This is a genomic window from Halomonas sp. BL6, from assembly GCF_006228115.1.
Taxonomy (GTDB): domain Bacteria; phylum Pseudomonadota; class Gammaproteobacteria; order Pseudomonadales; family Halomonadaceae; genus Vreelandella; species Vreelandella piezotolerans.
Map to the genome: position 1 here is coordinate 110,543 of NZ_VDGL01000008.1, position 24,313 is coordinate 134,855.

The 24,313-nt window shown below is 59.8% G+C and carries 23 protein-coding genes; 15 read left to right on the plus strand and 8 right to left on the minus strand.

From position 1 onward, the window contains the following. Positions 1-16: 16 nt before the first annotated feature. The 3 genes from dnaE to tilS all read left to right on the plus strand — a co-directional run bounded on the left by dnaE (position 17) and on the right by tilS (position 5,893). Positions 17-3,520: a DNA polymerase III subunit alpha gene (gene dnaE / locus FHJ80_RS16010; protein ID WP_139528327.1), complete on the plus strand. Its 3,504-nt coding sequence runs from the start codon at positions 17-19 to the stop codon at positions 3,518-3,520. Between the two features lie 146 nt (positions 3,521-3,666). After that, entirely contained in the window at positions 3,667-4,623 is a 957-nt protein-coding gene (gene accA, locus FHJ80_RS16015) for an acetyl-CoA carboxylase carboxyl transferase subunit alpha (protein WP_139528328.1), read from the plus strand. Further along, on the plus strand, positions 4,604-5,893 hold the full coding sequence (gene tilS, locus FHJ80_RS16020) for a tRNA lysidine(34) synthetase TilS (RefSeq protein ID WP_139528329.1): 1,290 nt from the start codon (positions 4,604-4,606) through the stop codon (positions 5,891-5,893). Before accA ends, tilS begins: the two co-directional genes overlap by 20 nt. Here tilS and ppx read toward each other — a convergent pair. Then, a complete protein-coding gene (ppx, locus tag FHJ80_RS16025; protein ID WP_139528330.1) occupies positions 5,890-7,440 on the minus strand; it encodes an exopolyphosphatase in 1,551 nt (516 codons plus the stop codon). The two genes, tilS and ppx, sit on opposite strands and share 4 nt — an antisense overlap. Before the next feature lie 477 nt (positions 7,441-7,917). Here ppx and rho point away from each other — a divergent pair, with 477 nt between their 5' ends. The 9 genes from rho (at position 7,918) to FHJ80_RS16060 (ending at position 14,690) form a co-directional block, all read left to right on the plus strand. Beyond that, on the plus strand, positions 7,918-9,177 hold the full coding sequence (rho, locus tag FHJ80_RS16030) for a transcription termination factor Rho (protein WP_139528331.1): 1,260 nt from the start codon (positions 7,918-7,920) through the stop codon (positions 9,175-9,177). Between the two features lie 50 nt (positions 9,178-9,227). Then, entirely contained in the window at positions 9,228-10,721 is a 1,494-nt protein-coding gene (gene ubiD, locus FHJ80_RS16035) for a 4-hydroxy-3-polyprenylbenzoate decarboxylase (protein ID WP_139528332.1), read from the plus strand. A 42-nt stretch (positions 10,722-10,763) separates the two neighbouring features. Then, a complete protein-coding gene (locus FHJ80_RS16040) occupies positions 10,764-11,528 on the plus strand; it encodes an NAD(P)H-flavin reductase (protein WP_139528333.1) in 765 nt (254 codons plus the stop codon). Between the two features lie 65 nt (positions 11,529-11,593). Next, positions 11,594-11,722 carry a hypothetical protein gene (locus tag FHJ80_RS17495; RefSeq protein WP_255303977.1) on the plus strand — a complete coding sequence of 43 codons (129 nt, stop codon included), beginning with the start codon at positions 11,594-11,596 and terminating at the stop codon, positions 11,720-11,722. Between the two features lie 102 nt (positions 11,723-11,824). Beyond that, positions 11,825-11,965, plus strand: a complete 141-nt coding sequence (locus FHJ80_RS17340) for a hypothetical protein (protein WP_176558259.1) — start codon at positions 11,825-11,827, stop codon at positions 11,963-11,965. Positions 11,966-12,094: 129 nt separating this feature from the next. Further along, positions 12,095-12,274, plus strand: coding sequence for a hypothetical protein (locus FHJ80_RS16045; RefSeq protein ID WP_139528334.1), 180 nt, complete (start codon positions 12,095-12,097; stop codon positions 12,272-12,274). A 3-nt stretch (positions 12,275-12,277) separates the two neighbouring features. Beyond that, the gene (locus FHJ80_RS16050) at positions 12,278-13,342 is read left to right on the plus strand and encodes a 3-deoxy-7-phosphoheptulonate synthase (protein WP_139528335.1); all 1,065 of its coding nucleotides are present in this window, start codon (positions 12,278-12,280) and stop codon (positions 13,340-13,342) included. A 61-nt stretch (positions 13,343-13,403) separates the two neighbouring features. Continuing rightward, positions 13,404-13,913, plus strand: coding sequence for a DUF3087 family protein (locus FHJ80_RS16055; protein ID WP_139528336.1), 510 nt, complete (start codon positions 13,404-13,406; stop codon positions 13,911-13,913). Between the two features lie 48 nt (positions 13,914-13,961). Next, the gene (locus FHJ80_RS16060; RefSeq protein WP_139528337.1) at positions 13,962-14,690 is read left to right on the plus strand and encodes an MliC family protein; all 729 of its coding nucleotides are present in this window, start codon (positions 13,962-13,964) and stop codon (positions 14,688-14,690) included. A 23-nt stretch (positions 14,691-14,713) separates the two neighbouring features. On the opposite strand, the gene FHJ80_RS16065 is transcribed toward FHJ80_RS16060, so the two are convergent. After that, on the minus strand, positions 14,714-15,784 hold the full coding sequence (locus FHJ80_RS16065; protein WP_139528338.1) for a metal-dependent hydrolase: 1,071 nt from the start codon (positions 15,782-15,784) through the stop codon (positions 14,714-14,716). Between the two features lie 213 nt (positions 15,785-15,997). On the opposite strand from FHJ80_RS16065, the gene gloA reads away from it, so the two are divergent. Both gloA and FHJ80_RS16075 read left to right on the plus strand, forming a co-directional pair. Beyond that, positions 15,998-16,438: a lactoylglutathione lyase gene (gene gloA, locus FHJ80_RS16070; protein ID WP_139528339.1), complete on the plus strand. Its 441-nt coding sequence runs from the start codon at positions 15,998-16,000 to the stop codon at positions 16,436-16,438. A 67-nt stretch (positions 16,439-16,505) separates the two neighbouring features. Next, the gene (locus FHJ80_RS16075; RefSeq protein WP_255303983.1) at positions 16,506-16,925 is read left to right on the plus strand and encodes an META domain-containing protein; all 420 of its coding nucleotides are present in this window, start codon (positions 16,506-16,508) and stop codon (positions 16,923-16,925) included. 12 nt (positions 16,926-16,937) lie between these two features. Here the strand turns inward: FHJ80_RS16075 and FHJ80_RS16080 are convergent, their stop codons facing one another. Together FHJ80_RS16080 and FHJ80_RS16085 are read right to left on the minus strand one after the other, a co-directional pair. Then, on the minus strand, positions 16,938-18,137 hold the full coding sequence (locus FHJ80_RS16080) for an FAD-dependent oxidoreductase (protein WP_139528340.1): 1,200 nt from the start codon (positions 18,135-18,137) through the stop codon (positions 16,938-16,940). A gap of 41 nt (positions 18,138-18,178) precedes the next feature. After that, positions 18,179-19,561 (minus strand): diguanylate cyclase, encoded by a 1,383-nt coding sequence (locus FHJ80_RS16085; protein ID WP_139528341.1) that lies wholly within the window; start codon positions 19,559-19,561, stop codon positions 18,179-18,181. Between the two features lie 160 nt (positions 19,562-19,721). Here FHJ80_RS16085 and FHJ80_RS16090 point away from each other — a divergent pair, with 160 nt between their 5' ends. After that, positions 19,722-20,123, plus strand: a complete 402-nt coding sequence (locus FHJ80_RS16090; RefSeq protein WP_239285333.1) for a helix-turn-helix transcriptional regulator — start codon at positions 19,722-19,724, stop codon at positions 20,121-20,123. A 37-nt stretch (positions 20,124-20,160) separates the two neighbouring features. Here the strand turns inward: FHJ80_RS16090 and FHJ80_RS16095 are convergent, their stop codons facing one another. The 4 genes from FHJ80_RS16095 to FHJ80_RS16110 are packed head-to-tail and all read right to left on the minus strand — an operon-like array spanning position 20,161 to position 24,305. Beyond that, positions 20,161-22,296: an FAD-dependent oxidoreductase gene (locus FHJ80_RS16095; protein WP_139528343.1), complete on the minus strand. Its 2,136-nt coding sequence runs from the start codon at positions 22,294-22,296 to the stop codon at positions 20,161-20,163. Between the two features lie 54 nt (positions 22,297-22,350). Beyond that, complete coding sequence (locus FHJ80_RS16100; protein WP_139528344.1) at positions 22,351-22,974, minus strand: TIGR04282 family arsenosugar biosynthesis glycosyltransferase; 624 nt, start codon at positions 22,972-22,974, stop codon at positions 22,351-22,353. Then, positions 22,964-23,683 carry a TIGR04283 family arsenosugar biosynthesis glycosyltransferase gene (locus FHJ80_RS16105; RefSeq protein WP_255303978.1) on the minus strand — a complete coding sequence of 240 codons (720 nt, stop codon included), beginning with the start codon at positions 23,681-23,683 and terminating at the stop codon, positions 22,964-22,966. Before FHJ80_RS16105 ends, FHJ80_RS16100 begins: the two co-directional genes overlap by 11 nt. After that, positions 23,670-24,305 (minus strand): ATP-binding cassette domain-containing protein, encoded by a 636-nt coding sequence (locus tag FHJ80_RS16110; RefSeq protein WP_139528346.1) that lies wholly within the window; start codon positions 24,303-24,305, stop codon positions 23,670-23,672. Before FHJ80_RS16110 ends, FHJ80_RS16105 begins: the two co-directional genes overlap by 14 nt. Positions 24,306-24,313 lie beyond the last annotated feature (8 nt).

Genomic DNA, 24,313 nt, shown 5'->3' on the forward strand with positions numbered 1-24,313 from the left:
CAATGCTGAGAGTCCCATGACGGTTCCGTTCGTTCATCTTCGTTTGCACAGTGAATACTCTCTGGTCGATGGCTTGGTCAAACTCAAGTCACTGGTCAGCACGACCGCTGAGCGCGGGATGCCGGCGCTGGCGCTCACCGATGAAGCCAACCTGTTTGGTTTGGTCAAATTCTACAAAGCCGCCCAGGGCGCCGGGCTGAAGCCGATCATCGGTAGCGATCTCTGGCTCTCGAATCCCCATGATGAGGCGCACCCCTATCGCATCACGCTGTTGGCGATGAACGACGTGGGCTACCGTAACCTGACCGAACTGATCTCCAAAGGCTGGACCGACGGTCAGCGCCAGGGACGGGCGATCCTCGATAAACAGTGGGTATTGGCGCAGAGCGAAGGTCTGATTGCCCTGTCGGGCGGGCGTGAAGGCGAGATTGGCCGCCATCTGCTCTCCGAGCACGAGCGGGAAGCGCGCCAGCTGCTGGAAGAGTGGCAGCAGGCGTTTCCCGACCGCTTCTACCTGGAGCTCATCCGCACCGGCCGCCCTCTGGAAGAGGCCTGCGTACACGCTAGCGTTCAGTTGGCGATCGAGACCGGTACGCCGGTCGTCGCCACCAACGACGTGCGCTTTCTGGAGCGTGAGGATTTCTGGGCCCACGAAACCCGCGTCGCCATTGGTGAGGGTAAAGCCCTGGACGACCCGCGCCGCGAACGCCGCTATACCGAAGAGCAGTACCTCAAAAGCCCCGACGAGATGGCGGCGCTGTTTGCCGATATCCCCGAGGCGCTGGAAAACAGCGTGATGATCGCCGAGCGCTGCAGCGTCGATGTGCGTCTGGGAGAGATCTTCCTGCCCGAGTTCGGCATTCCCGAAGGCATGACCCAGGATGAGTTCTTTCGCAAGGTCTCCCACGATGGCCTAACGGAGCGGCTCGATTTTCTGTTTCCCGCCGAGCAGTACCCCAGAGACAGCGACGCGTTTCGCGAGATCGACCAGCGCTATCGCGACCGGCTGGAGTTCGAGCTCAACGTCATCATTCAGATGGGCTTCCCCGGCTACTTCCTGATCGTGATGGACTTTATCCAGTGGGCCAAGGACAACAACGTACCGGTGGGGCCAGGGCGTGGCTCCGGTGCGGGTTCACTAGTGGCCTACGCGCAGAAGATCACCGACCTCGACCCCATCGGCTACGATCTGCTGTTCGAGCGCTTTCTTAACCCTGAGCGTGTGTCCATGCCCGACTTCGACGTCGACTTCTGCATGGAGAAGCGCGACCGGGTCATCGAGTACGTGGCCGACCGCTACGGTCGTAACGCGGTGTCCCAGATCGTCACCTTCGGCACCATGGCGGCCAAAGCCGTGGTGCGCGACGTGGCCCGTGCCCAGGGCAAGCCCTACTCGCTGGGTGACAAGCTCTCCAAGCTGATCCCGTTCGAAGTGGGCATGACGCTGGCCAAGGCCATCGAGCAGGAGCCCGCGCTCAAAGAGTTCATCGAGAATGACGAAGAGGCCGAAGAGATCTGGGAAATGGCCCTGAAACTCGAGGGCACCACGCGGGGTACCGGTAAACACGCAGGGGGGGTGGTGATCGCTCCCACCAAACTCACCGACTTTTCGCCCCTGCTATGCGATGAAGACGGCGCGGGCTTGGTGGTGCAGTTCGATAAGAACGATATCGAAGACGCCGGCCTGGTCAAATTCGACTTCCTGGGCTTGCGTACCCTCACCATCATCGATTGGGCGCTTGAGATGGTGGACAAGGTGCGTGACGCTAACGGCCAGGGACCGCTCAATATCGACGCCATTCCCCTGGACGACGGCAAAACCTTCGAGATGCTCAAGCGGGCAGAAACCACGGCGGTCTTCCAGTTGGAATCCCGCGGTATGAAGGAGCTAATCAAGCGCCTGCTGCCCGACTCCCTGGACGATATGATCGCCCTGGTGGCCCTGTTCCGCCCCGGTCCATTGCAGTCGGGCATGGTGGATGACTTCATCAACCGGAAACATGGCCGGGCGGAAGTCTCTTATCCACACCCGGATTATCAGCACGACCTGTTGAAACCGGTGTTGACGCCTACCTACGGCATCATTCTCTACCAAGAGCAGGTCATGCAGATCGCCCAGGTCATGGCAGGGTACACCCTTGGGCAGGCCGACATGCTGCGCCGTGCCATGGGTAAGAAAAAGCCCGAAGAGATGGCCAAGCAGCGGGCAGGTTTCATGGAAGGGTGTGCCGCCAACGGCATCGACAAAGACTTGGCGGGCAATATCTTCGACTTGGTGGAGAAGTTTGCCGGTTACGGTTTCAACAAGTCGCACTCGGCGGCCTACGCGCTGGTGTCTTATCAAACCGCATGGCTCAAAGCTCACTACCCAGGGCCCTTCATGGCGGCGGTGATGTCCACCGAGATGGACAACCTGGACAAAGTGGTGCCGCTGATCGAAGAGTGTCGTCACTTGAAGCTGACGGTGACGCCACCGGATGTCAACGTCGGTGGCTACAAGTTCACCGTGGATACCGACGGGCGGGTGGTGTACGGCTTGGGCGCGATACGTGGCGTCGGGGAAGGCCCGATTGGCGCGATTGTGGAAGCGCGAAACGCGGACGGACCGTTCAAGGATCTGTTCGACTTCTGCCGCCGCATCGATCCGAAACGGATGAACAAGCGTACCCTGGAAGCGCTGATACGCTCTGGCGCGTTGGATAACCTGGGGCCTAACCGGGCGGTGCTGTTCGCGGCGATGGAAGACGCGCTGAAGGCGGCAGCGCAAAATCACGCCAACCAGAACCTGGGTATGATGGACATGTTTGGCGATGCCTTCGTCGCCGAAGAAGAGGCCAGCGATGTTTACGCCGAGTATCGTCATGTGCGCGAATGGACGGACCGTGAGCGGCTCTCTGGTGAAAAAGACACCCTGGGGCTCTATCTGACCGGGCACCCCATCGACGAGTACGAACGCGAACTCAAGCGCTTCGTGTCGACGCGTATCAGCGATTTGAAACCCTCTCGGGAACCGCAGCGGGTAGCGGGTTTGGTGGTCGCCATGCGCACCATGAAGTCCAAACGTGGCGATACCATGGCATTCATCACCCTGGACGACCGCACCGGACGTATCGAAGCGTCGCTGTTTGGCGAACTTTTCGAGCAGCTACGCGGCCAAATCGAGTCGGATCAAGTGATCATCGTGGAGGGCGAAGTCTCTAGCGACGACTTTTCCGGTGGCCTACGGCTGCGCGGCAAAGACGTGACGCCGATGGTCACGGCCCGCGTGCGCTACGGCCAAGCCGTCGAGCTGGCGCTGGATGCCGGACAGATCAATGGCCGATTGGTCGAGAGCCTGCGAGATAGCTTGACCCCTTTTCGGGATGACACCGGACTCCCCGTGCGGTTGCAGTACCGCCATCCAGACGCGACCGCTTGGCTGGAGCTGGCCGAGGAGTGGAAGGTTGCGCCGAGCGATGATCTGCTGCTTGCGCTGCGTGATGTGCAAGGGCAGGTAGGCGTCCAGTTACGCTACCGTTAATCACCTAGCGTACGAGCGCCCCAGGGCGCTCGTACGGAATTGAGCGGGCATTGCCTTGCGTGGCAGGGTCAGGGTGCGATAATGGCGCCCAATATGCTCGTTTCGACAAGGCTTATTTTTTTATAGGCAGCTTACAGGCAGAGCCGATGAATCCTAACTATCTCGATTTTGAACAGCCCGTTGCCGAACTCCAGGCAAAAATTGAGGAGCTGCGTTTGGTGAGTTCTGACAGCCAAGTGAATCTCTCCGATGAGATTTCACGGCTGGAGGAGAAGAGTCGCAAGTTAACGGAATCCATCTTCAAAGATCTGACACCGTGGCAGGTGTCGCAGCTCTCGCGGCACCCCCAGCGTCCTTACACGCTGGACTACCTAGCGCACATCTTCACCGATTTCGACGAGCTGCACGGCGACCGTAACTTTGCCGACGATGCCGCTTTGGTCGGCGGAGTCGCCCGTTTGAACGACGCCCCGGTCATGGTGATTGGGCATCAGAAAGGTCGCGACGTGAAAGAGAAAGTGCGCCGTAATTTCGGCATGCCGCGTCCGGAAGGCTATCGCAAGGCCTGCCGTCTGATGGAGATGGCCGAGCGTTTCAAGATGCCGATCCTGACGTTCATCGACACCCCAGGGGCCTACCCGGGTATCGACGCCGAAGAGCGCGGCCAGTCGGAAGCGATTGCTTATAACTTGGCGGTCATGTCACGTTTGAAGACGCCGATCGTCTCCACCGTGGTAGGCGAGGGTGGCTCCGGTGGAGCGCTGGCGATCGGTGTGTGCGACGAGTTGCACATGCTGCAGTACTCGACCTACTCGGTGATTTCTCCGGAAGGCTGCGCCTCCATTTTGTGGAAGAGCGCCGAGAAAGCCTCCGACGCGGCTCAGGCCATGGGCATTACGGCCGAGCGTTTGAAGGAGCTGGGCTTCGTGGACTCGTTGATCAAAGAGCCGCTGGGCGGCGCTCATCGTCACCCGATCGATACCGCAGCGCGGGTTAAAGAAGCGCTGTCGGCCAGCCTCGAACGCCTGCAGGCGCTGGATAGCGACGCCCTGCTAGAGCGCCGCTATGCGCGGCTGATGAGCTATGGCGCCCCAGCCGCCTAAACGGCTGTTAGGCCTGCTCGAAGACGCCCTGGCGGAGACCCCGCCAGGGCGTTGCGTTTGGGTTGCCCTCTCCGGCGGCTTGGACTCCTCGTTGCTGCTGGCGCTGGCTGCCGAGGTGTGTGGCGGCAGCGGCAATAGACTGCGCGCGCTGCACGTCAATCACGGTCTTCAAGCCGCCTCCAATGACTTCGAAAGCCACTGTCAGCGGCTGTGCCAGCGCCTGGGCGTCCCACTCACCATCGAGCGTGTGACCGTCGATGAGGAGGGGGACGGGATGGAAGCCGCTGCCCGGCGTGCCCGCTACGCGGCCTTTGCGCTGCATGTGCCTGCGGGTGACACCCTATGGCTTGCGCAGCACCAGGACGATCAGGCAGAAACGCTGCTACTGGCAGCGTTGCGGGGTAGCGGCATTCGTGGGCTGGCAGGCATGCCATTTCGACGGGAGTGGCAGGGCATCACGCTGCTGCGCCCGTGGCTTGGCGTCACGCGTCAAACCCTGGCCGATACGGCCCACGCGCTGTCGCTTGATTGGTGTGAAGACCCCAGCAATCGCGATATAGCATTCGATCGCAACCGCTTGCGCCATGAGATCCTGCCAACGCTGACCCAGCGCTGGCCAGGGGCGGTGCGCTCCTTGGCCCAAAGTGCAGGCTTGGCTGGTGAGGCCGATACGCTGCTCGCCAGCTACGCTGCCGATGAGCTGGCCGGACTCACGTTAGCGCCGGGCTGTCTCGACGCGTCGGCACTGATGGCGCTGCCACTACCCCGCCAGCGCCTGCTGGTGCGCACACTCTGCCAGCAATGCGGGCTGCCGACGCCTCCCCAGGCACGCTTGACCAGCCTGCTCGGCCAGCTCAGCGCTGCCCAGGATGCCCAGGTGCTCGTCGAGTGGTCCGGTGCCCAGGCGCGGGTATGGCGGCGCAGGCTGTATCTGATGGCGCCATTGGTTGCGCTGCCAAATTGGCAAACGCCGTGGAACGGCGCGCCGGGGGTTTCAACGCCACTGGGGCCGCTGCAGCTGCGCTTAAGCGTCGATGGCGACCGCACCGCCCCCGTTGTGCTGCGCTGGCGACAGGGCGGCGAGATGCTCGACCTGCCTGGGCGCGGTCGGCGTGATCTCAAACGCTGGCTGCAAGAGCGGGCGCTACCACCCTGGGAGCGCAGGCGTTTGGTGATCGTCATGGCAGGAGAGCGCTGTCTAGGTGTGCTCCAACCGCCTGCCAAGGTACTTTGGCAGGCGGAGGGGGTCACGTTCGAGCACGAGCCTTAGGTCGGTATGTTCAAATGAAGCGTCAAACCTGCGTTGGTCATGAACGCCTGCTCCTGCTCTAAATCAGTGCTGAGCAGCGTTGGTTCATCGCTGGGGGGCAGCGTGATGGTCATCGTTTCACCTTGATGATCCACCGTGATCTCGGGCGGGATCGGCGCGCCTTCCGGGCGCGAGTGGTTGATCAAGACCGCGAGACGCAGCAGGCGCGCCAGTTTGACTGCGCTGGCCTGCTGGGACGCCGGCAGCGCTTGCCACTCTTTAATGGGGAATTTACGCCGATGGGCACGCACCAAAAACGCCAGCAACCGCTGCTCGGGGCGTGAAAATCCGGCTAGGTCGGAGTGCTCCAATAGATAAGCGCCGTGGCGATGAAACTGGCTATGGGAGATGGCCAGACCGATTTCATGCACATGGCTAGCCCACGTCAGATAGTGGCCCTGCTCGGCGGTCAACCCCCACGGCTTTTTAATCGCTTCGAACAGACGATTGGCCGTGTCGGCGACGTTGTCCGCCTGGCGCGTATCGACGTCGTAGACCCGTTTGAGCATCTCCAACGTGTTGGAGCGGGTGTCTTCGGCGCTATTGCGTCCCGCCATGTCGTACAGGACTCCTTCACGCAGCGCGCCATCTGCAAAGCGCATCTGTTCGAGGTCGAACGCCTCGAAGATAGCGCTCAAGATGGCAATGCCTGCAGGGAAAACGCGCGCACGATCAGGCTTCAATCCCTCCAACTCCACTTTGTCGAGCTGTTTGCATTTGAGCAGCCGCTCGCGCAGCTTCTTGAGCCCGCTGCGTGTGATTACGCCTTCTTGTGGCGTGTCGCCATAGGCGAACAGGACGCTAGCGGCGGCCTTGATCGTGCCGCTGGAGCCAACGGGGTCGTCCCACCCCAGGCGCTGGTAGGGACGCTGTATATTGGCCAGCTCCGAGAGGGCCGCCAGCTCGGCGCGACGCATACGTTTTTCCGTCAGATCGCCATCGGCGAAAAAACGGCTGGTAAAGGTAACGCACCCCATGCGCAGACTCTCCAGCGCTTTGGGCTCGAAGGCTTCGCCAATAATGAATTCGGTAGAGCCACCGCCAATATCGACAATCAAGCGTCGGCCGCTTTCGGCCAGCGCGTGGGCGGCGCCCAGATAGATCAGACGGGCTTCTTCACGCCCGGCGATGATTTCGATGGCGTGGCCGAGCTGCGCCTCCGCTCGTTCGATGAACGTTTGGCTATTATGGGCGTCTCGCAGAGCGTTGGTCCCCACGATGCGCAGGTGAGACCCCTCAATATCGGTCAAAAACGGCGCAAATCGGCCCAGACAGTCGAGCGCGCGCTGCATGGCGGCTTCGCTGAGATAACCGTTTTCGTCGAGTCCTGCCGCCAGTTGGACCTTCTCGCCCAGGCGTGCCACGACTTGCAATCGTTCATTTTGGTAATTAGCCACCAGCAGGTGAAAGCTATTGGAGCCCAGGTCAATGGCGGCTAGGCGCTGCGGCTCGCCGCTCTCGAACTCGGCAGGGGCGGCGGCGATGGGGAGCGAAATGTCCTTGGGCATGAGCTATCCTTCAAATTGGCTATGCCAAGGTTGCTGCGACCTCTGACTATTGTCAATTGCCAAAGGCTTGCGTTTGTCGCGGGGCTTGACTACCATCGAGCTACTGGCTTGATCCGAGTTGGCTTGTTCGTCTAAACAAGCGCACTGACTCGGGCACCCCGAGCAGTACGTACCCAGATGGCATCAGCCAGATGTCCAAGTCGTCAGACAACCCGCTGAAACGCATTCTCCGTGCCAATCAGATTAGCTAGTTTATTTGCACCCTCATGCTAAGCAGTCAGTGATGCCGCTTTTACGTATTAGGTATCGTTATGGCGACTGCCCGGCTTTTACCACGCGAGCGTGTGCCTAAATGGGGTCTGAACGCATCACTCGGCGCTTAGCCCTATGATATTGACCCTATGATATCGGCCAAGCCTCCTGTCTTATTCCTGGCGCTTAGCGCCTAGCTTTCATGAGCAATTTTCTAACACACCGATGAATCTCACTGAACTCAAGCAAAAAACCGTTCCCGAGCTGCTCGATATCGCCCGTGAAATGGGCATCGACAACCTGGCCCGTTCGCGCAAACAGGACATCATTTTCGCCATCCTCAAGAAGCATGCCAAAAGCGGCGAGGATATCTATGGCGACGGTGTGCTGGAAATTCTTCAGGATGGCTTCGGCTTCCTGCGTAGCGCCGACAGTTCGTACCTCGCCGGACCGGACGATATCTACGTATCGCCTTCACAGATTCGTCGTTTCAATCTGCGTAAGGGCGACTCCATTTCCGGCAAAATTCGTCCGCCCAAAGAGGGCGAGCGCTATTTTGCGCTGCTCAAAGTCAGCCAGATCAACTTTGATCGTCCGGAAAATGCCAAGCACAAGATTCTCTTCGAGAACTTGACGCCGCTGTTTCCGAACGACCGTCTGCGTATGGAGATCGGCAACGGGTCGACCGAAGATCTGACCGCCCGGATCATCGATCTGACCGCGCCCATCGGTAAAGGTCAGCGCGGCCTGCTGGTGTCTCCCCCGAAAGCGGGTAAGACGCTGATGCTGCAGAACATCGCGACCTCGATCACGCGCAATAACCCCGAGTGTCATCTGATCGTGCTACTGATCGACGAGCGCCCGGAGGAAGTCACCGAGATGTCCCGCACCGTGCGCGGTGAAGTGGTCGCCTCCACCTTCGATGAGCCGCCTGCCCGCCACGTACAGGTAGCCGAAATGGTCATCGAAAAAGCCAAGCGCTTGGTTGAGCACAAGAAAGACGTGGTGATCCTGCTCGACTCCATCACTCGCTTGGCGCGTGCTTACAACACCGTCGTACCCAGCTCTGGCAAGGTGCTCACCGGTGGTGTGGATGCCCATGCACTCGAGAAGCCGAAACGCTTCTTTGGGGCGGCGCGTAATATCGAAGAGGGCGGCAGCCTGACGATCATCGCCACTGCGCTGGTCGATACCGGCTCGAAAATGGACGAAGTCATCTTCGAAGAGTTCAAGGGCACCGGTAACATGGAAGCGCACCTTGACCGCAAACTGGCGGAGAAGCGTGTCTTCCCGGCGATCAACATTCGCCGCAGCGGCACTCGCCGTGAGGATCTATTGGCCTCTGAAGATGAAATGCAGCGTATGTGGATCCTACGAAAACTGCTCAACCCGATGGAAGATACCGCGGCCACCGAGTTCTTGATCGATCGTCTGAAAGACACCAAGACCAATCTCGAATTCTTCGAAGCCATGAAGCGCCGTTAAGGCGCTCCAGGGTGGCGGTTCCGCCAGACAGCCGGGTTGAGGAGAGGGCATTGAAGTACAACGATCTGCGTGACTTTATCGCAACGCTGGAGGCGCAGGGTGAACTTAAGCGCATCACGGCCGAAGTAGATCCCTACTTGGAAATCACCGAAATCTGCGACCGCACGCTGCGTGCCGGTGGTCCTGCACTATTGTTCGAAAATGTGAAGGGTCACGACATGCCGCTGTTGGGAAACCTGTTCGGCACCCCAAAACGGGTCGCGCTGGGCATGGGGCAGGATTCGGTCGAGGCGCTGCGCGAAGTGGGCAAGCTCTTGGCATTTTTGAAGGAGCCAGACCCGCCCAAAGGGTTAAAAGACGCTTGGGACAAATTGCCGATCTTCAAGCAAGTGCTCAGCATGGGGCCCAAGAGCGTCAAGCGTGCGCCGGTTCAGGAAGTCGTTTACGAAGGCGATGACGTGGACTTGGGGCGCTTGCCGATTCAGCACTGCTGGCCGGGCGATGCGGCACCGCTGGTCACGTGGCCGCTGGTGATCACCAAAGGCCCCCATAAAAAGCGCCAAAACCTGGGCATCTATCGCCAGCAAAAGATCGGCAAGAATCGCCTGATCATGCGCTGGCTCTCCCATCGCGGCGGCGCGCTGGATTTTCTCGAGTTCCAAAAAGCCCATCCCGGCGAACCGTTCCCCGTCGCGGTGGCGTTAGGCGCCGACCCGGCGACCATTCTCGGTGCGGTGACGCCCGTGCCGGACACGCTCTCCGAATATGCCTTTGCAGGCCTGCTGCGCGGCTCGCGCACCGAGTTAGTGAAATGTGGCCATGCGGACCTCGACGTGCCCGCCTCCAGCGAAATTATCCTGGAAGGGTTCATCTATCCGGATGACATGGCGCCAGAAGGGCCGTTTGGTGACCACACTGGGTACTACAACGAGGTGGATCACTTTCCCGTTTTCACTGTGACACGCATGACCATGCGTCGCGACGCCATCTATCACTCCACGTACACTGGCCGCCCCCCCGATGAGCCCGCCATTTTAGGTGTGGCGCTCAACGAAGTGTTCGTGCCCATCCTATGCAAGCAGTTTCCTGAGATCGTCGACTTCTACTTGCCTCCGGAAGGGTGCTCTTACCGCATGGCGGTCGTCACCATGAAGAAGCAGTACCCCGGTCACGCCAAGCGCGTGATGATGGGCGTATGGAGCTTCTTGCGCCAGTTCATGTACACCAAGTTCGTCATCGTGCTGGATGACGATGTGGATGCACGCAATTGGGAAGACGTGATGTGGGCGATCACCACGCGTATGGACCCTGCTCGAGACACCGTCATGGTCGAAAATACCCCCATCGACTACCTCGACTTTGCGTCGCCAGTGTCTGGGCTTGGCTCCAAAATGGGACTGGACGCGACCAATAAATGGCCCGGCGAAACCGACCGCGAGTGGGGGACGCCCATCGTCATGGACGAAGCGGTGAAAACCCGTGTCGACGAGCGCTGGGGCGAACTGGGCATTGATATTCCGCTACCCACACCGCGTCATGGTTAAGCGGATGTGTGGGGCCGAACGACTTTCCACAAAGAGGCTTTCATGAGCGCTACGTTAACGTGCAAAACGCTAACCTGCCAAGTCACCGCCGTCGAGGACCTCAATCCCGACGTGTTCCAAGTGACGCTTGCCGGTCGCGCTGAGGCAATGCAGCATGCGCCCGGTCAGTACCTCGAGCTAATGCTGGACGAGGCCACGTGGGTGCCCTTCTCGATTGCGAGCTGCGACAGAGGCGACGGCACGCTGGAGTTACAGATTCAGCACTGGCCCGAGCGAGATAACTCCCAACGTCTACGCCAGCTGCTACAGGTGGCGAATCAGCTCACCGTTCGTTTGCCGAGCGGAGAGTGCGTGTTGGATACCCAGAGTGAGCGTCCGCTACTGCTGATTGCCGCAGGGACGGGGTTCGCCCAGATGAAGGCCATCGTCGAGGCTGCCCTGCGTGACCAGCCCACACGACCCATTTCGCTATGGTGGGCAAACCGTGAGCACCGTGACCTGTATGCCGAAGACCTCGCCTGCGCATGGGCACAGCAGCATGACCACATAGCGTTCCATGCCGTTACCGAGTTTCCGCTCACCGAGCCGCTCGCTTCTGGAGAACGCATCGTCCATCACCAAGGTCGCGTCGACTTGGTGTTGGAGAGTGAGCTTGCCAAGGCCCCCATCCAGCCAAGCGACTGCGATGTCTACCTCTCGGGCTCGCCCGGCATGGTGTACGCTTGCGTGGACGTGCTGGAACGTTTTGGGGTGAGCAGTGCGCAAATGTTTTCGGATGTGTTTGCCTACGCTCCTCGGCCTCACTAAAATGATTGATCACTTTTAGTGTACGGCTTAAGCCGTCAACTCGATCCGCTATTGAGGAGGCTGTCATGGCCCATCACGACGACAATTTCAAAGACGATTCTGGCATTCTGCCGATCATACTGGGCATCGTGGTCTTGGTCGGTATGAGTGCACTGCCCGCTACGATTGGTTGGATCCAAGCGTTCGGTAGCTAATCACTTGCTCATGGGCAACCCGCACGCAAATTCTCGGTTGCCATTTGGCGCCTGCGCAGGCAGGATAAAGACAGTTCGTCATTAATCGATTGAGGAAGCCCCATGCTACACGGCACGCTGTCATCAAGCGTCACCGCCAAACCGGAAACGGTGGCGTGCGCTTGGGCGAGCGTCGGTGTCACTCAATTCGGTTACTATGCAGCGTATTGGTTTAGCCACGGTGTGCCCCTGGCTGACGCTTAGCGTCGCGCCAGCAGGCACACCGCTCCGGTTGCCTGCCGCATGCAAAGAAGCCTCGGTGGGTAACTCCACCGAGGCTTCTTTCGTTTTACGCAACCACAATTCATACGTCATTCATTCAGGAGCTGCACCATGTCTTACCGCGCACACTTTATCGCTAGTCTGAACGCCATCCGTTATATCGGCTATGGCTATGGCTGGCGATTTAGCGTCGCGCGGTCGGTGCTAGCTGCCACCTCCGACCGTGCCCATTTGGGTGGCAAGTTGGTGATGCGATGTCACGCGCTATGCCCTACGAATTCGGAGAGTTAACTGATGAATGCCCCTATCCATACTGCCTGCCCCACGACTGCCCCGGCTTCCTCGCTCATGTCTGCAACGGCTCTGCCGCTACCCGCTGAGCTGCGTCAGCGTGTGAGTGTGAACAGCACGCTCCGTTCCCAGATCGATCAGCAGCGCCAAGCGGTGCAGCGTATTCTCAACGGGCATGATGATCGCCTGCTCGTCGTGGTAGGACCCTGCTCCATCCACGACCCGGACGCTGCCCTGGAGTACGCGGATCGTTTGGCCGCACTCAGCGACGAGGTGAGCGAACGGATTCTGCCGGTGATGCGGGTGTACGTTGAGAAGCCGCGCACTACGGTCGGTTGGAAAGGGCTGGCCTACGATCCCGACCTGGATGGCAGCGGTGATATGCCGCGCGGTATAACACTGTCTCGTGAATTGATGCACGCCGTCGCCTCCCGCGGCCTGCCGGTAGCCACCGAGCTATTGCAGCCGATGCTGGCCCCCTACCTGGATGACCTGCTGAGCTGGGTGGCGATTGGGGCGCGCACCACGGAGTCCCAGCTACACCGTGAATTGGCTAGCGATCTCAGCGCTGCCGTAGGCTTCAAGAATGCCACCAGCGGTGACGTGCAGGTGGCCATCGATGCCATGCAGGCGGCGGCCCACTCCCATCAGCGTTTTGCCATGGATAGTCAGGGCCGCCCGATCATGCAGGAGACCGCAGGCAACCCACACACCCATGTGGTATTACGCGGTGGTCACGGTGAACCTAATTACCAAGCGCACCATGTGCGCCGCGCCGTGAATACGCTATGCGAGGCGGGCCAGAATCCGCGCTTGATGGTGGACTGTAGCCACGCCAACGCCCGTAAGGATCACCGCCGCCAAAGTGAAGTCATGCTGGACGTATTGGCTCAGCGTCAAGCGGGCGACGCAAATTTGGTGGCATTGATGCTAGAGAGTCATTTGTACGAAGGCAAACAAGCGTTGACGCCCAGTGCGCTACGCTACGGCGTCTCGGTCACTGATGCCTGCGTCAGCTGGGAGACCACCGAGCGCTTGCTGAAAACCGCCGCGGAACGACTGACCTAGCGCGTTGACTGACCCGGCCAGCCCCGTATCATAAGGACTCCTTTCGATCACGAGGTTGGCCATGGCCTTTACCCTTGAACAGCACGACCCTGCTACGTACCGTCGCAAAGCCCGTATCATCAGCGTGGCAATGGCCGGGCAACTGATCATTTTTGGCCTGCTGTTTTCCATGCTGCTCACCGCTACCTTTGGAAGCAGCATCTGGCTGAACGCGCTGGGCGTTCTGCTGGGCCTGCTCGCCACCAGCGCCATGTTCGCTGCGCTCAGAGAGCGCCCGTGGATGGCCGAAATGCGCTACGTTTGGCAGCTCAAGCACCACTTGTCGCGCATTAGTAGCTATCTGCAGCCGCTGCGCCGTGCGGTGGAACAGGATAATCGTTTAGCGCTGGATATTCTGACCTTCTACCACCAAGGCATGGCTCAACTGGCAGAACTGAACGGCCGCACCACCGATGACGATGCCGAACGGCTCGCAGAAAAAATGCAGGTCAAAGTAAAGCGTGACGAACTAGGGCTACCCAAAGAGGTAGCTACGTTCGACCCGCACGACCTGAGCGCTTTTAAGAAGTAAGTGGTGTAATAAGCCATGAAATGAGGGATTCGATAGGGAGCACGTTCGATGAAGGCTAATACGGCATCACTACGACTCGCCACCGCGGTAGCGACCGCGATACTGCTGGGCGGCTGCGCCACCAGTGCGCCAGTCGATGAGCAGCCAGTGAAAACCACCGTGCAGAGCAGCGCGCCGCTGCTGCCTTCGGTGCTGTTTCCCGGCAGCGCCGAGCGTTTTCAGGCCTGGAACTGCCAACCAGCCAATCAAGACTTGGTCACGGCCGTCAATGGGAACGAGTTACGGCTGTGGTCGTTACACGGTGCGTGGCGATTGCCTCAAGCCGTAGTGGCCAGCGGTGCCCGTTATCAGGATGGCGATATCAGCTTCTGGAATCGCGGCGATCGGGCGCAAATCGAAACGCCGCGAGGGCAGCTACAATGCCATCAAGGGGTTCAGCGGGAAATTGCCACGCGTGGCAGCCACCCGGGTGTGATGTTGTTAGCCCGCGGTAACGAGCCCGGCTGGACGATCGAACTGGCGAACGATGCGCCCATCATGACCTGGACCACTAATTACGGCAGCGACACGGCGACCATGCCCTATATGGTCAGCGTGATGGATAACGACGCGGGCCGGGTGGTGATCGAGAATGCCAACGCCGAGCAGTTTTTCCGCGTACGTATTGAATCAGGTGCCTGTTTCGACGACATGAGTGGCGAACCCTATCCTGCTCGCGTGACGTTCACAATGGATGGCGAACAATATAAAGGATGTGCACAAGGCATTGCGCCGTAGCCTGTCATGGCCTTGTACGGCCACTAGCAGCGATAGAGGAACGGCTCTGCGCGCCACTGTGGCTCTACGTAGTCGCTGGCGCACAGGGCCGATACATCGCCGCCTGCCCGGGCGGCAAGACGTGCCAGTGTCGCCAAGTGCAGTCCTCTGGGGCTGCGTACTTCTTCACTGATCGCAACGGGTACCCAGCGATCGCCTTCTCGGGTTGCTAGGGTAAAGTTGAAAGGGTGAAAACCGGGAAAGCCTAGCCGAATGTCAGTGGCGATAAGCGTCTCTTGCCCATCGATGTGACGTGTCTCGAAACGTAAGAACGGCCCAGTGAACCATGTAAGCCGCTGGCCTAGCGGCCCCTCCAGAGCACTTGGCTCCAGCTCGACGTTACGACGCAACGGCTCCAAGGCTGGGGCCCGTTCACGATCGAACACGCTGATCAAACTCTCGTAATAACGATCATCGTCGATGACCGTCGCCCGCCATAGCGCGATGTTGAACGGCGTCGGTTGAATCAGTACGGGAGCCGTCTGTAAATCTGCGTCGGCCAGTGTCGGTGCAAGACGTTGCTCCACGCTCCACTTGGCGCCAGCCGCTGCTATGAGATAAACGCAGGAGATGGCTAGCCCCGCTCGGCAAGCGCTGTGTACCTTGCCGGAGACGCTGGCAATGGTGAGCGCTATCAGCAGCGGCAGCGTGTAAAAAGGGTCGATGATGAAGACGATAGGCCACGCGACCGGTGGCGCGTCCAGCGGCCATAGCAGTTGTGTGCCATAGGTGGTGAGCGAATCGAGCAGCGGGTGCGTCACCAATATCAGCGTAAAAAAACTCCACCAGCGGCCAAACGAGATGTCCTGCGGTGGCGCGAAGCTAGCGCAGAGCACGGCTAGCAGCGTGGCAAGGCCCGTCAATACGAACAGGGAATGGCTGAAGCCACGGTGCTCGGTGACGTTGGCAATGGCGTCGCCATAATCCAGCGCCACGTCCAAATCGGGTAGAGTACCCAGTAGCGCACCTATGACGATGGCCTTTCTGCCCAGGCGCTTACCCAATACCACCCCTCCGACGGCTGCCCCAAGCGCTGCTTGCGTAATCGAATCCACAGACCTCTCCTCGACGAGCCGATAGCGAATCGTCATAGTTACTTGGCATGAAGCACGAGATGCACCACCATGACATTATTGTACAGCACATCCATCTTCTATTTTAATGTGGCACTCTTGTCTATGTTTTGAGGGTGCCACATGACCCGCGCGACAACGTGCGCTACGGTTTTACAGGATATAATTACCCTTTTTCGATGAAGAGGAAATGACATGCAGTTTTTACATACCATGGTACGTGTCAGTGACTTGGACGCCTCGCTTCACTTTTATTGTGAGTTGCTGGGCCTCAAAGAAGTGCGCCGTAAAGAGAACGAAAAAGGTCGCTTTACACTGGTGTTTCTCGCCGCACCCGACGACGAAGCCCGCTCCGAGCGCCTTACTGCCCCCGAGCTCGAGTTGACCTACAACTGGGACCCGGAAGAGTACACGGGTGGCCGTAATTTCGGCCATTTGGCCTACCGAGTCGACGATATTTATGGCCTTTGCCAGAAACTTCAGGATAACGGCGTGACCATCAACCGTCCGCCCCGCGACGGCCACATGGCGTTCGTGAAGTCGCCCGACGGCATCTCTGTCGAGCTGTTACAAAAAGGCGATGCATTGTCTCCCCAGGAGCCTTGGGCCTCCATGGAAAACACGGGTAGCTGGTAAGTCTCTGGTAAAACGCATAAGGAGTACGAACAAGGTGAAAGGACAAACCCGCCATATCATCATGGGAATGGGGCTTGCGCTGCTGCTGAGCGCTTGTGGCAGCACACCGCAGCAAGAGCGAACGGATGTACCGCAGGGCGGCACGCTCTCTGGGCCGGTAGTGGAGCAGCGCTGGAACTTACTGCTGGTAGGGACCGATGAGCGGCTCTCCATGCCCGAGACACCGTTCTTTCGCATTGGACGCGACGGGAAGGTTAACGGCTCTGATGGCTGCAACCAGTTCACCGGTAAGGTGAGTTTAGGTGAAAGCCAACGCATCGCGTTTAGCGAGCTGGCCTCTACCCGAATGGCGTGTCCGAACATGGAGGACGCCAAGCGGGTGACTGATATGCTAGATAATGCCTATCGGTATTTGATCGACCATGACCGGTTGGTGTTCTTCGGACCAGATAGCCGTGTCCTCGGCGGTTGGCGAGAAGCTAACTAAGCCGCTATCGGCTTAGTCAGTAAAAGGCGGGTTGAAGCGGGCAAGAAAGCGCGCATCGATCCGCTGTTTCCATTGCCATACCCAGCGGCCCGAAAAGCCTATGGACCCACGGCTGGCAATCGCGTGGCTGTCGCCGGTGCCAATCAGTGCTAGCACGCGACGCGGAGGTTGCCACGGGGTGAGCTGTTTGCCGTGGCAGGCAGCCCGCAGATTCTCTGCCAAGACGGGCCCCATGCGCACCGCATAAACGCCTGCCTTAGGCAGCGGGGAAGAGCGCAGCGCAGCGCAGTCGCCAGCGGCAAAAATGCCGCGCTGGCCAGTCACTTGAAGCGCCTCGTCCACAGAAATAAAGCCTTTCTCATCCAGCGGCAGCGCCGTTCGTTGCAGCCACGTTTGGCCCACGGCGCCGGTCGCCCAGAGTACGATATCCGTCTCGATGTGCTCACCAGTGTCGGTTTGCACACCGCCAGGTACCAAGGCGCGCCCCCGCACGCCTGTGAGGACGCGCACGCCCGCGCTTTTGAGCGCCCGCGCCGTTAACCAGCGGGGCAGCCAACCCGCCCCCGGCAGCAGCGTCTCAGCGGCGCTGATCAGTGTGCCTTGCCAGTGAATGTCCGGGCGCTGTTGTCGAAGCCGCGCGAGGACACTCATCAGCGTCTCGCAACCTGCTGCGCCACCGCCAACGCTCACGACGTTTTGGCGTGCTCCGGCTGGCAGCTTAGCCACCTCTTCGCGTAATGCTTGCCAGCGATGGTGCAAGGAGCTGAGCGGACGCATGGCCAGCAGCGTCGGCAGCGCATTTTTCTCGACACTCTTCTCGATACTTTTCTCGGCACTCGCCTCGCGATTTTCATTACCTTTAGGAGCAATGACTTGCGGTAACGTTAGCGTCGAGCCGACGTTGAAGGAGGCCACGTCAAACGCCACTACGCTCCCATCTGCCAGTGTTATCTGGCGCTCGCTCGTACTGAGCGCCACGGCGGGAGACGCGACGAAGTGAGCGCCTGCGCGCTTACAGAGTGCCGCAATATCCATCTGCGTCTCCCTTAGCGTGCACTCCCCGGCTAACCATGCAGGCACGCTGCCCGAGTAGGCGGCAAATCGGCTATCGCTCACCACGGTGATCGACACCGTTTTATCCGGCTGTAAGGCAAACGCCTCCAGCACGAAGGCGTGGGCGTGGCCTGCACCGATGAGCAGTAATTTCTGCATGTTGCCTCCTTGAACGAGCGATGAGGCGCCGCTGCTGAGCGTTATTCGCCTATGACCACCCGATTTTTGCCGCTTTTCTTGGCCAGGTACATGCCGTGGTCGGCGCGCTCCACTAATTGACGCACGGTATCGCCTGACTGTTTGGCTGTAAGACCTATGCTGATCGTGACGGGGAACGGTAGTTTGAAAAACGTCGTCGAGACGATGCTACACAGCCGCTGTGCAAGAGGTAAGCTGGTCGTGATATCCGTCTCTTGAAGGATGATCAAAAATTCTTCGCCTCCCCAGCGGCCAAGATGATCCCCTTCGCGTAGTGTGTCCTGCACAACGCGGCTGAGACGCCCTAATACGTCGTCCCCCACCGAGTGGCCATAGGTGTCATTGATTTTCTTGAAGTCGTCGACATCGAACAGGACGACAGAGAGGGTAACGTCCGAGCTGATGAGGCGGTTCAGGACCATGTTGGTGTAGTGGCGGTTCCAGCACTGGGTCAAGGGGTCCAGGCGGGCGAGCGCTTGCAGCCGCTGATTGGTCTTCGTCAACTGCTGATTGAGGTAGGCAACCTCCATGGCGGTAATCGCCACGGCGATGTCGTCGGCCAGCTCCCTCACCATGGAGGCCTCTATCGGCAGCCAATCAGTCACCGGGCCGGAGAGAGAGCAGGGCTGTTTGAGAGGGGATGTGTGACGAAACAGCAGTAGCCAACATGGAGCGGAGCACGCGATGTCCAAGCGGGCCACCAAGCCACCCTGACACAGGCCACCGAGCTCGAGTGTGCCGCTACTCAAGGCCTCATTGGGTAGTGTGTCGAGCGCATCGAGAAGATGCCGTTCAGGAGGGCAGTCGCCCAAGCAGTGAAGCTGACGGTGCCTCATCAAGGCAATGCCCTGGGCATCGAAGAGTTGACGTAGGCGCTCCCCATGGTGCAGGAGGATTTGTTCGATACCAGCAAAGCGTCTGATGTCGGCGGCGAGTTGTTGGCGGTAACATGTCAACTTGGCCCGTTGCTTAGTCAGCTGCTCTACTTTTAGTAGGCGCAGCCGCTGCGCCGCCATCATGACGATCAAACTGCACCATTTTGAAGAAGCCGCGTGACGCGAGGCGGGGTGGGCGACATAGCCCCATGTTCCCGCTTCTCCTTTTAATTCATAATACTGCAACCTGGAGGCTGCCAGAGCATCGAGCGAGCAAATGGACGTTAGGTGGGGATAGGCCTCTAGCGGACACGTGGGTGGAAAACCATAGACCAAACGTAGCTTCAGGGCCTTGGTACGATGGTAAACGAGGATGGGGGTTTGACGGGTGGCTTTATGAAGCGTGTAAGCGATCCGTTCGAAGAGCGCTGTTGGCGTCGGTGCTTGGCTAATCGTTAGCAGGGAGTCGTAAAGCTCGTCGCGCTCATGACAAAGAGGTTGCTCGCTCATCCTGAATGACTCCTCAATACATGAGATAACACGTCCATGTTGGCCAAAGGCCGAGCGTCACGTCACATCGAAATTGAATTAACGATTCAACCAAAAGGTAAATCATTATTCAACCATTATTGAATAATCGATTCACATTGGCGGCATGAATGAAAAAATCATGTTTGCCGAGCGCCTGAAATCCTCCATGCAAACGGCAGGGTACGACACGCGGCCCTCTGTGCTGGAGCGTGAATTCAATTTGCGCTACTGGGGAAAACCGATCACCTTCCAGGCCGTCAGGCGCTGGTTGCGGGGAGACTCGATTCCAAGTCAGGAAAAGCTACAGGTACTGGCGCGTTGGTTATCGGTCACGCCCCATTATCTGCGCTATGGCGGCACCGAAGAGAATGCGGTCAATGAGCCGTCAGGGCCGTGGCAAACCCCGCTCACGAGAGAAGAGCGTCATTTGCTGGCCATGTACAAGACGCTGCCGCCCCCTCAGCGTCAAATCGTCCATGACGTGGTAGAAACGTTTGCCAAAGCCTATGGTGATTCGCCGGCAGGTGCCGAGCGCGAATGACTGCATGGGCGAAAGGCTTTCATCGCACTCGGTCTTCTTAGCCCCGGCGCCAGTCGAAATAGCGCTTCAACAGATCCAGTACCCGCTCCGGCTTGTGAGCGTTTTTCCATACCCCAGCGGTGGCTTTGGTCGCTTCGCCCAGGGTGGGGTAAGGGTGAATGGTGCCGAGCAGCTTATTCAGCCCCAGCCCGTGCTTCATGGCGATGGTGAACTCGCCCAGCCACTCACCGGCGTTTTCCGCCACGACCGTTGCTCCCAAAATTTTGTCTTTGCCGGGCACGGTGAGCACTTTGATAAAGCCCTCGGGCGCCCCTTCGGCAATGGCGCGGTCGCTGTCACTCATGGCGTAGCGGGTCACTTCAAAGGCCACCCCCTTGGCGGTGGCCTCTTTTTCGTTGAGCCCCACCCTGGCCACTTCCGGTTGCACGTAGGTCACGGCGGGCATGAAGCGGTAGTCCACTGCGAAGCTTTTCAGCTCGCCAAACAGGGCGTTCACGGCGGCGTGCCACGCTTGGTGGGCTGCGGCGTGGGTGAGCTGGTAGGGGCCGGCCAAGTCGCCACAGGCCCAGATGTTGGGCAGGCGCGTCTGCAGCCGCTCGTTGAGCGCCAGCGTGCCGATATCCGTGGTGGTAATTCCTAGCGCTTCCAGCCCTAACCCCTCCACGTTGGCCTGACGGCCTGCGCTCACCAAAAGGTAATCGAACGCCAGAGTATTGCGCTCACCCTCGTGCTCGATCACCAACTGATGCTCACCGTCCGTTTGGTTCACCTCCAGCGCTTTCGCGCTGGTCATCACCGTTACGCCCTCTTGGGTGAGGGTGCGCTCCACGTGCTCGCTGACCTCGTTATCCTCTCGGCCCAGTAACTGTGGCGCGCCCTCGACCAAGGTGACCTGGCTGCCCAGACGGGCAAAACTTTGGCTGAGTTCGCAGCCAATCGCCCCGCCGCCAAGCACTACCAACCGTTTGGGCAGTTCGGTGAGCGACCAGAGGTTTTCAGAAGTGAGCAGCGGCGCGTGCTCGATACCGGGTAGGGGCGGCACGCGGGGGCGCGCCCCGGTGGCCAGCACGATATGGCGAGCGGTGAGGGTTTGTTCACCCACGCGAATTTCCCACGGTGATACCAGGGTGGCGTGCGCTTGATACACCTCCACGCCAAGCTGGGTGTAGCGCTCGACGCTATCGTGGGGCTCGATATCGCGGATGGCCTGATGTACATGCCCCATCACCTTGGAGAAATCCACGCGGGGCTCGCTGGCGCTCACGCCAAAGCGGTGCGCCGTGCGAATGTCATTGGCCGCGCGAGCCGCCCGGATCAATGCTTTCGAGGGGACGCAGCCCGTATTGAGACAGTCGCCGCCCATCTTGTATTTTTCGACCAGGGCCACCTTGGCCTTCACGGCGCTGGCGATATAGCTAGTGACTAACCCCGCCGAGCCGCCGCCAATCACCACGATGTCGTAATCGAAGCGGCTAGGGCGCGTGAAGCCTTTATAGGCGTTGCGCTTTTGCACCAACACCGCAATGCGCCGGGCCACCCAAGGGAACACCGCCAGCAGCGCAAACGAGGCAATGAGCCCAGGCGAAATAATGCCGCTCAGGCTTTCCAGCTCGCCGAGCTGGCCGCCCGCATTCACGTACACCGCCGTGCCGGGCAGCATGCCCAGCTGGCTCACCCAGTAAAACGTGGTGGTTTTAATCCGCGTCAGCCCCATGACGAGGTTGATCATGAAAAACGGAAAAATGGGCACCAAACGCAGGGTGAACAGATAAAACGCGCCATCCTTCTCGACGCCCCGGTTCACCGTGTCGAACTGGCGGGGAAAGCGTTTTTCGATGGGCTGCCGAAACAGAAAACGGGAAAGCAGAAAGGCGAGCGTCGCGCCGATGGCGCTGGCAAACGAGATGATGAGCAGCCCCCAGCCCAATCCAAACAGTGCGCCCCCCAGCAGGGTGAGCAGGGTAGCACCGGGGAGTGACAGGGCCGTCATGACCACATACACCGCAAAGAACATACCCGCCACCTGCAAAGGCGATTGCTGAAAAGCTGCCTGAAAATCGCTGCGGTAGGTTTGCAGGGTGTCCAGCGTGAAAAACGAATGGGCGCCGCTAGCGTAGAAGCCAATCACGGCCAGTAGCAGTAGGGCAATAATCAGCAGGCGCTGACGGTTCATGGCAGGCTCCTTGGAAAAAGGGGGGCTGACTCAGTGCTCAAATGGAGGGGTTCCTTACACGTTGGCGTGGCGCTGCCGCTGCCAGCGCTGCCAATCTTCGGGGCGGTCGATGTCCCACATGGTATCCGGATAGGCCGCTTCCAGTCCCAGCGTTGCTAGGCGCGCTTGGGTCACGCTCAATACCCGTTCGGTGCCCCAGGGAATGTCTGCAAACAGGCCGGGATAGTCCTGGTGGCTGCCAATCAGTCCGTAACCGCCATCCTCGGCCGGAAGAATCACGATGGCAAAGGTGCTCAAGGCGGCTCGGCAGCGCTTTAGCATGGCATGGGTAATGCTGGGGCAGTCGGTGCCCATTACCATCGCAGGGCCGTCGGTACTGTTCAGCGCATGGCGAACGCGCCTGCCCACGTCGCCCTGCTGCTGGGCGGCCAGGGCAATACCGTGTTGGGCCTGAAGCTCTAAAAAAAGCGGGTGACGGTGATCTAACGAGGTCCACAGCGTGACGTTCTCCGCCCCCAGCGCTTCGCAGCCGGTGGCTACACAGTGACGCACCATGGCAGCGTGGGCGTCGGCGGCGCCCTGTGCGCCCAAGCAGGGGATCAGACGCGTTTTGGCCTGCCCCGGCAGCGGTGCTTTGGCCAGCAGGTGCAGGTGGGGCGCGGCGGGCTTAACGTGCATCGCGGTACTCCTTAGCCAATTGCGTGGCGCTGACACCGCGCCAGTAGCGGTAGCGTAGCCGCCACATCAGGCGAATGGTGGGCCAAGCGCCGAACTCGTCCCAGCGCCTGCCCGAGCTTATCACCTTCTGGCGCAGGCAGGCGGGGGATGAATGGGCCTTCAGCCGTTTGCTGAGTTCGATGTCCTCCATCAGCGGCTGATCGGGAAAGCCGCCCAGTGCGAAAAACGTGTCCCGGCGCACAAAGATGCCCTGGTCACCGGTGGCGATACCACTGAGTCGCGAGCGTAGGTTCATCAAGCTCGCGACCACTGGCAGCCAGCGGCTTTTGCCCGCGAGCTGAATATCGAACCGCCCCCAGGCGTGTTGGGCAAGCGCCTGCTGTAGATTCGTCACCGCACGCTGCTCTTTGTCGGGCGGTAGTCGAGTATCGGCATGCAGAAAGAGCAATGCCAGGCCGCGGGCGTGTTGCGCCCCCAGGTTCATCTGACGTGCGCGCCCAGGTTCACTCTTCAGGACCGTATCGGCAAGTGGCGCGGCCAAGGCCACGCTGGCATCGGTGCTGCCGCCATCCACGACGATGAGTTCAACGCCTGAGGCGCGCAGCAGCTGTAGCCGCGTGAGCGTTGCCTGAATACCGGCTGCTTCATTGAGCATGGGAATGATGATACTCAGTGACAAAGGCGTAGGGTGCGGATCAGCCAAGGGCAATGATCGGTCCTCCTGCGGCGGTGGCATCGGCGTCGTCATGGGTGACGAGTAGAGCGGGTAGGCCCGCTTCCCGCAGTTGACTGAAGACCAGCGCGCGCATCTCTTGGCGTAGGGTCGTATCCAGCTTGGAGAAGGGTTCGTCCAGTAATACGGCGCGGGGTTGGGAGAGCAGCAGCCGCATCAATGCCACCCTAGCCTGCTGCCCGCCGGAAAGCGTGGCCGGATCGCGGGCTTCAAACCCTGCAAGCCCTACCTGGTCGAGCGCCTTGGCAATCTGAGCACCTTTCTGCGGGCTTCTACGGGGCAGGCCAAAGCGCAGGTTTCCGCCGACGCTCAAATGGGGAAACAGCAACGGGTCTTGAAACAGTAACCCCACGCCGCGCTGCTCGGCGGGCAGGCGTAGTATGTTGGTACCCCCAAGGCGAACCCGCCCCTGGGCGGTGAACGTGTTGGGTAAAAAACCGGCGATAAACGCTAGCAGCGTCGATTTACCAGAACCCGAGGGACCCATCACGGTGAGCACGTCGCCGGGGGCCACCGTTGCATCGACTGTCAACAGCAGGCGTTCAGCTAAGTGAATGCTTACTTGCTCGAGGGTCAGGGCGTTGGCAGCGTTATTCATGAGGTTCC

Bases quoted from the DNA above. Each gene is read 5' to 3' on its own strand.
- dnaE (WP_139528327.1), top strand. From the start codon at position 17: ATGACGGTTCCGTTCGTTCATCTTCGTTTGCACAGTGAATACTCTCTG.
- accA (WP_139528328.1), top strand. From the start codon at position 3,667: ATGAATCCTAACTATCTCGATTTTGAACAGCCCGTTGCCGAACTCCAG.
- tilS (WP_139528329.1), top strand. From the start codon at position 4,604: ATGGCGCCCCAGCCGCCTAAACGGCTGTTAGGCCTGCTCGAAGACGCC.
- ppx (WP_139528330.1), bottom strand. From the start codon at position 7,440: ATGCCCAAGGACATTTCGCTCCCCATCGCCGCCGCCCCTGCCGAGTTC.
- rho (WP_139528331.1), top strand. From the start codon at position 7,918: ATGAATCTCACTGAACTCAAGCAAAAAACCGTTCCCGAGCTGCTCGAT.
- FHJ80_RS16040 (WP_139528333.1), top strand. From the start codon at position 10,764: ATGAGCGCTACGTTAACGTGCAAAACGCTAACCTGCCAAGTCACCGCC.
- FHJ80_RS17495 (WP_255303977.1), top strand. From the start codon at position 11,594: ATGGCCCATCACGACGACAATTTCAAAGACGATTCTGGCATTCTGCCG.
- FHJ80_RS17340 (WP_176558259.1), top strand. From the start codon at position 11,825: ATGCTACACGGCACGCTGTCATCAAGCGTCACCGCCAAACCGGAAACG.
- FHJ80_RS16045 (WP_139528334.1), top strand. From the start codon at position 12,095: ATGTCTTACCGCGCACACTTTATCGCTAGTCTGAACGCCATCCGTTAT.
- FHJ80_RS16050 (WP_139528335.1), top strand. From the start codon at position 12,278: ATGAATGCCCCTATCCATACTGCCTGCCCCACGACTGCCCCGGCTTCC.
- FHJ80_RS16055 (WP_139528336.1), top strand. From the start codon at position 13,404: ATGGCCTTTACCCTTGAACAGCACGACCCTGCTACGTACCGTCGCAAA.
- FHJ80_RS16060 (WP_139528337.1), top strand. From the start codon at position 13,962: ATGAAGGCTAATACGGCATCACTACGACTCGCCACCGCGGTAGCGACC.
- gloA (WP_139528339.1), top strand. From the start codon at position 15,998: ATGCAGTTTTTACATACCATGGTACGTGTCAGTGACTTGGACGCCTCG.
- FHJ80_RS16075 (WP_255303983.1), top strand. From the start codon at position 16,506: ATGGGGCTTGCGCTGCTGCTGAGCGCTTGTGGCAGCACACCGCAGCAA.
- FHJ80_RS16080 (WP_139528340.1), bottom strand. From the start codon at position 18,137: ATGCAGAAATTACTGCTCATCGGTGCAGGCCACGCCCACGCCTTCGTG.
- FHJ80_RS16085 (WP_139528341.1), bottom strand. From the start codon at position 19,561: ATGAGCGAGCAACCTCTTTGTCATGAGCGCGACGAGCTTTACGACTCC.
- FHJ80_RS16090 (WP_239285333.1), top strand. From the start codon at position 19,722: ATGTTTGCCGAGCGCCTGAAATCCTCCATGCAAACGGCAGGGTACGAC.
- FHJ80_RS16095 (WP_139528343.1), bottom strand. From the start codon at position 22,296: ATGAACCGTCAGCGCCTGCTGATTATTGCCCTACTGCTACTGGCCGTG.
- FHJ80_RS16100 (WP_139528344.1), bottom strand. From the start codon at position 22,974: ATGCACGTTAAGCCCGCCGCGCCCCACCTGCACCTGCTGGCCAAAGCA.
- FHJ80_RS16110 (WP_139528346.1), bottom strand. From the start codon at position 24,305: ATGAATAACGCTGCCAACGCCCTGACCCTCGAGCAAGTAAGCATTCAC.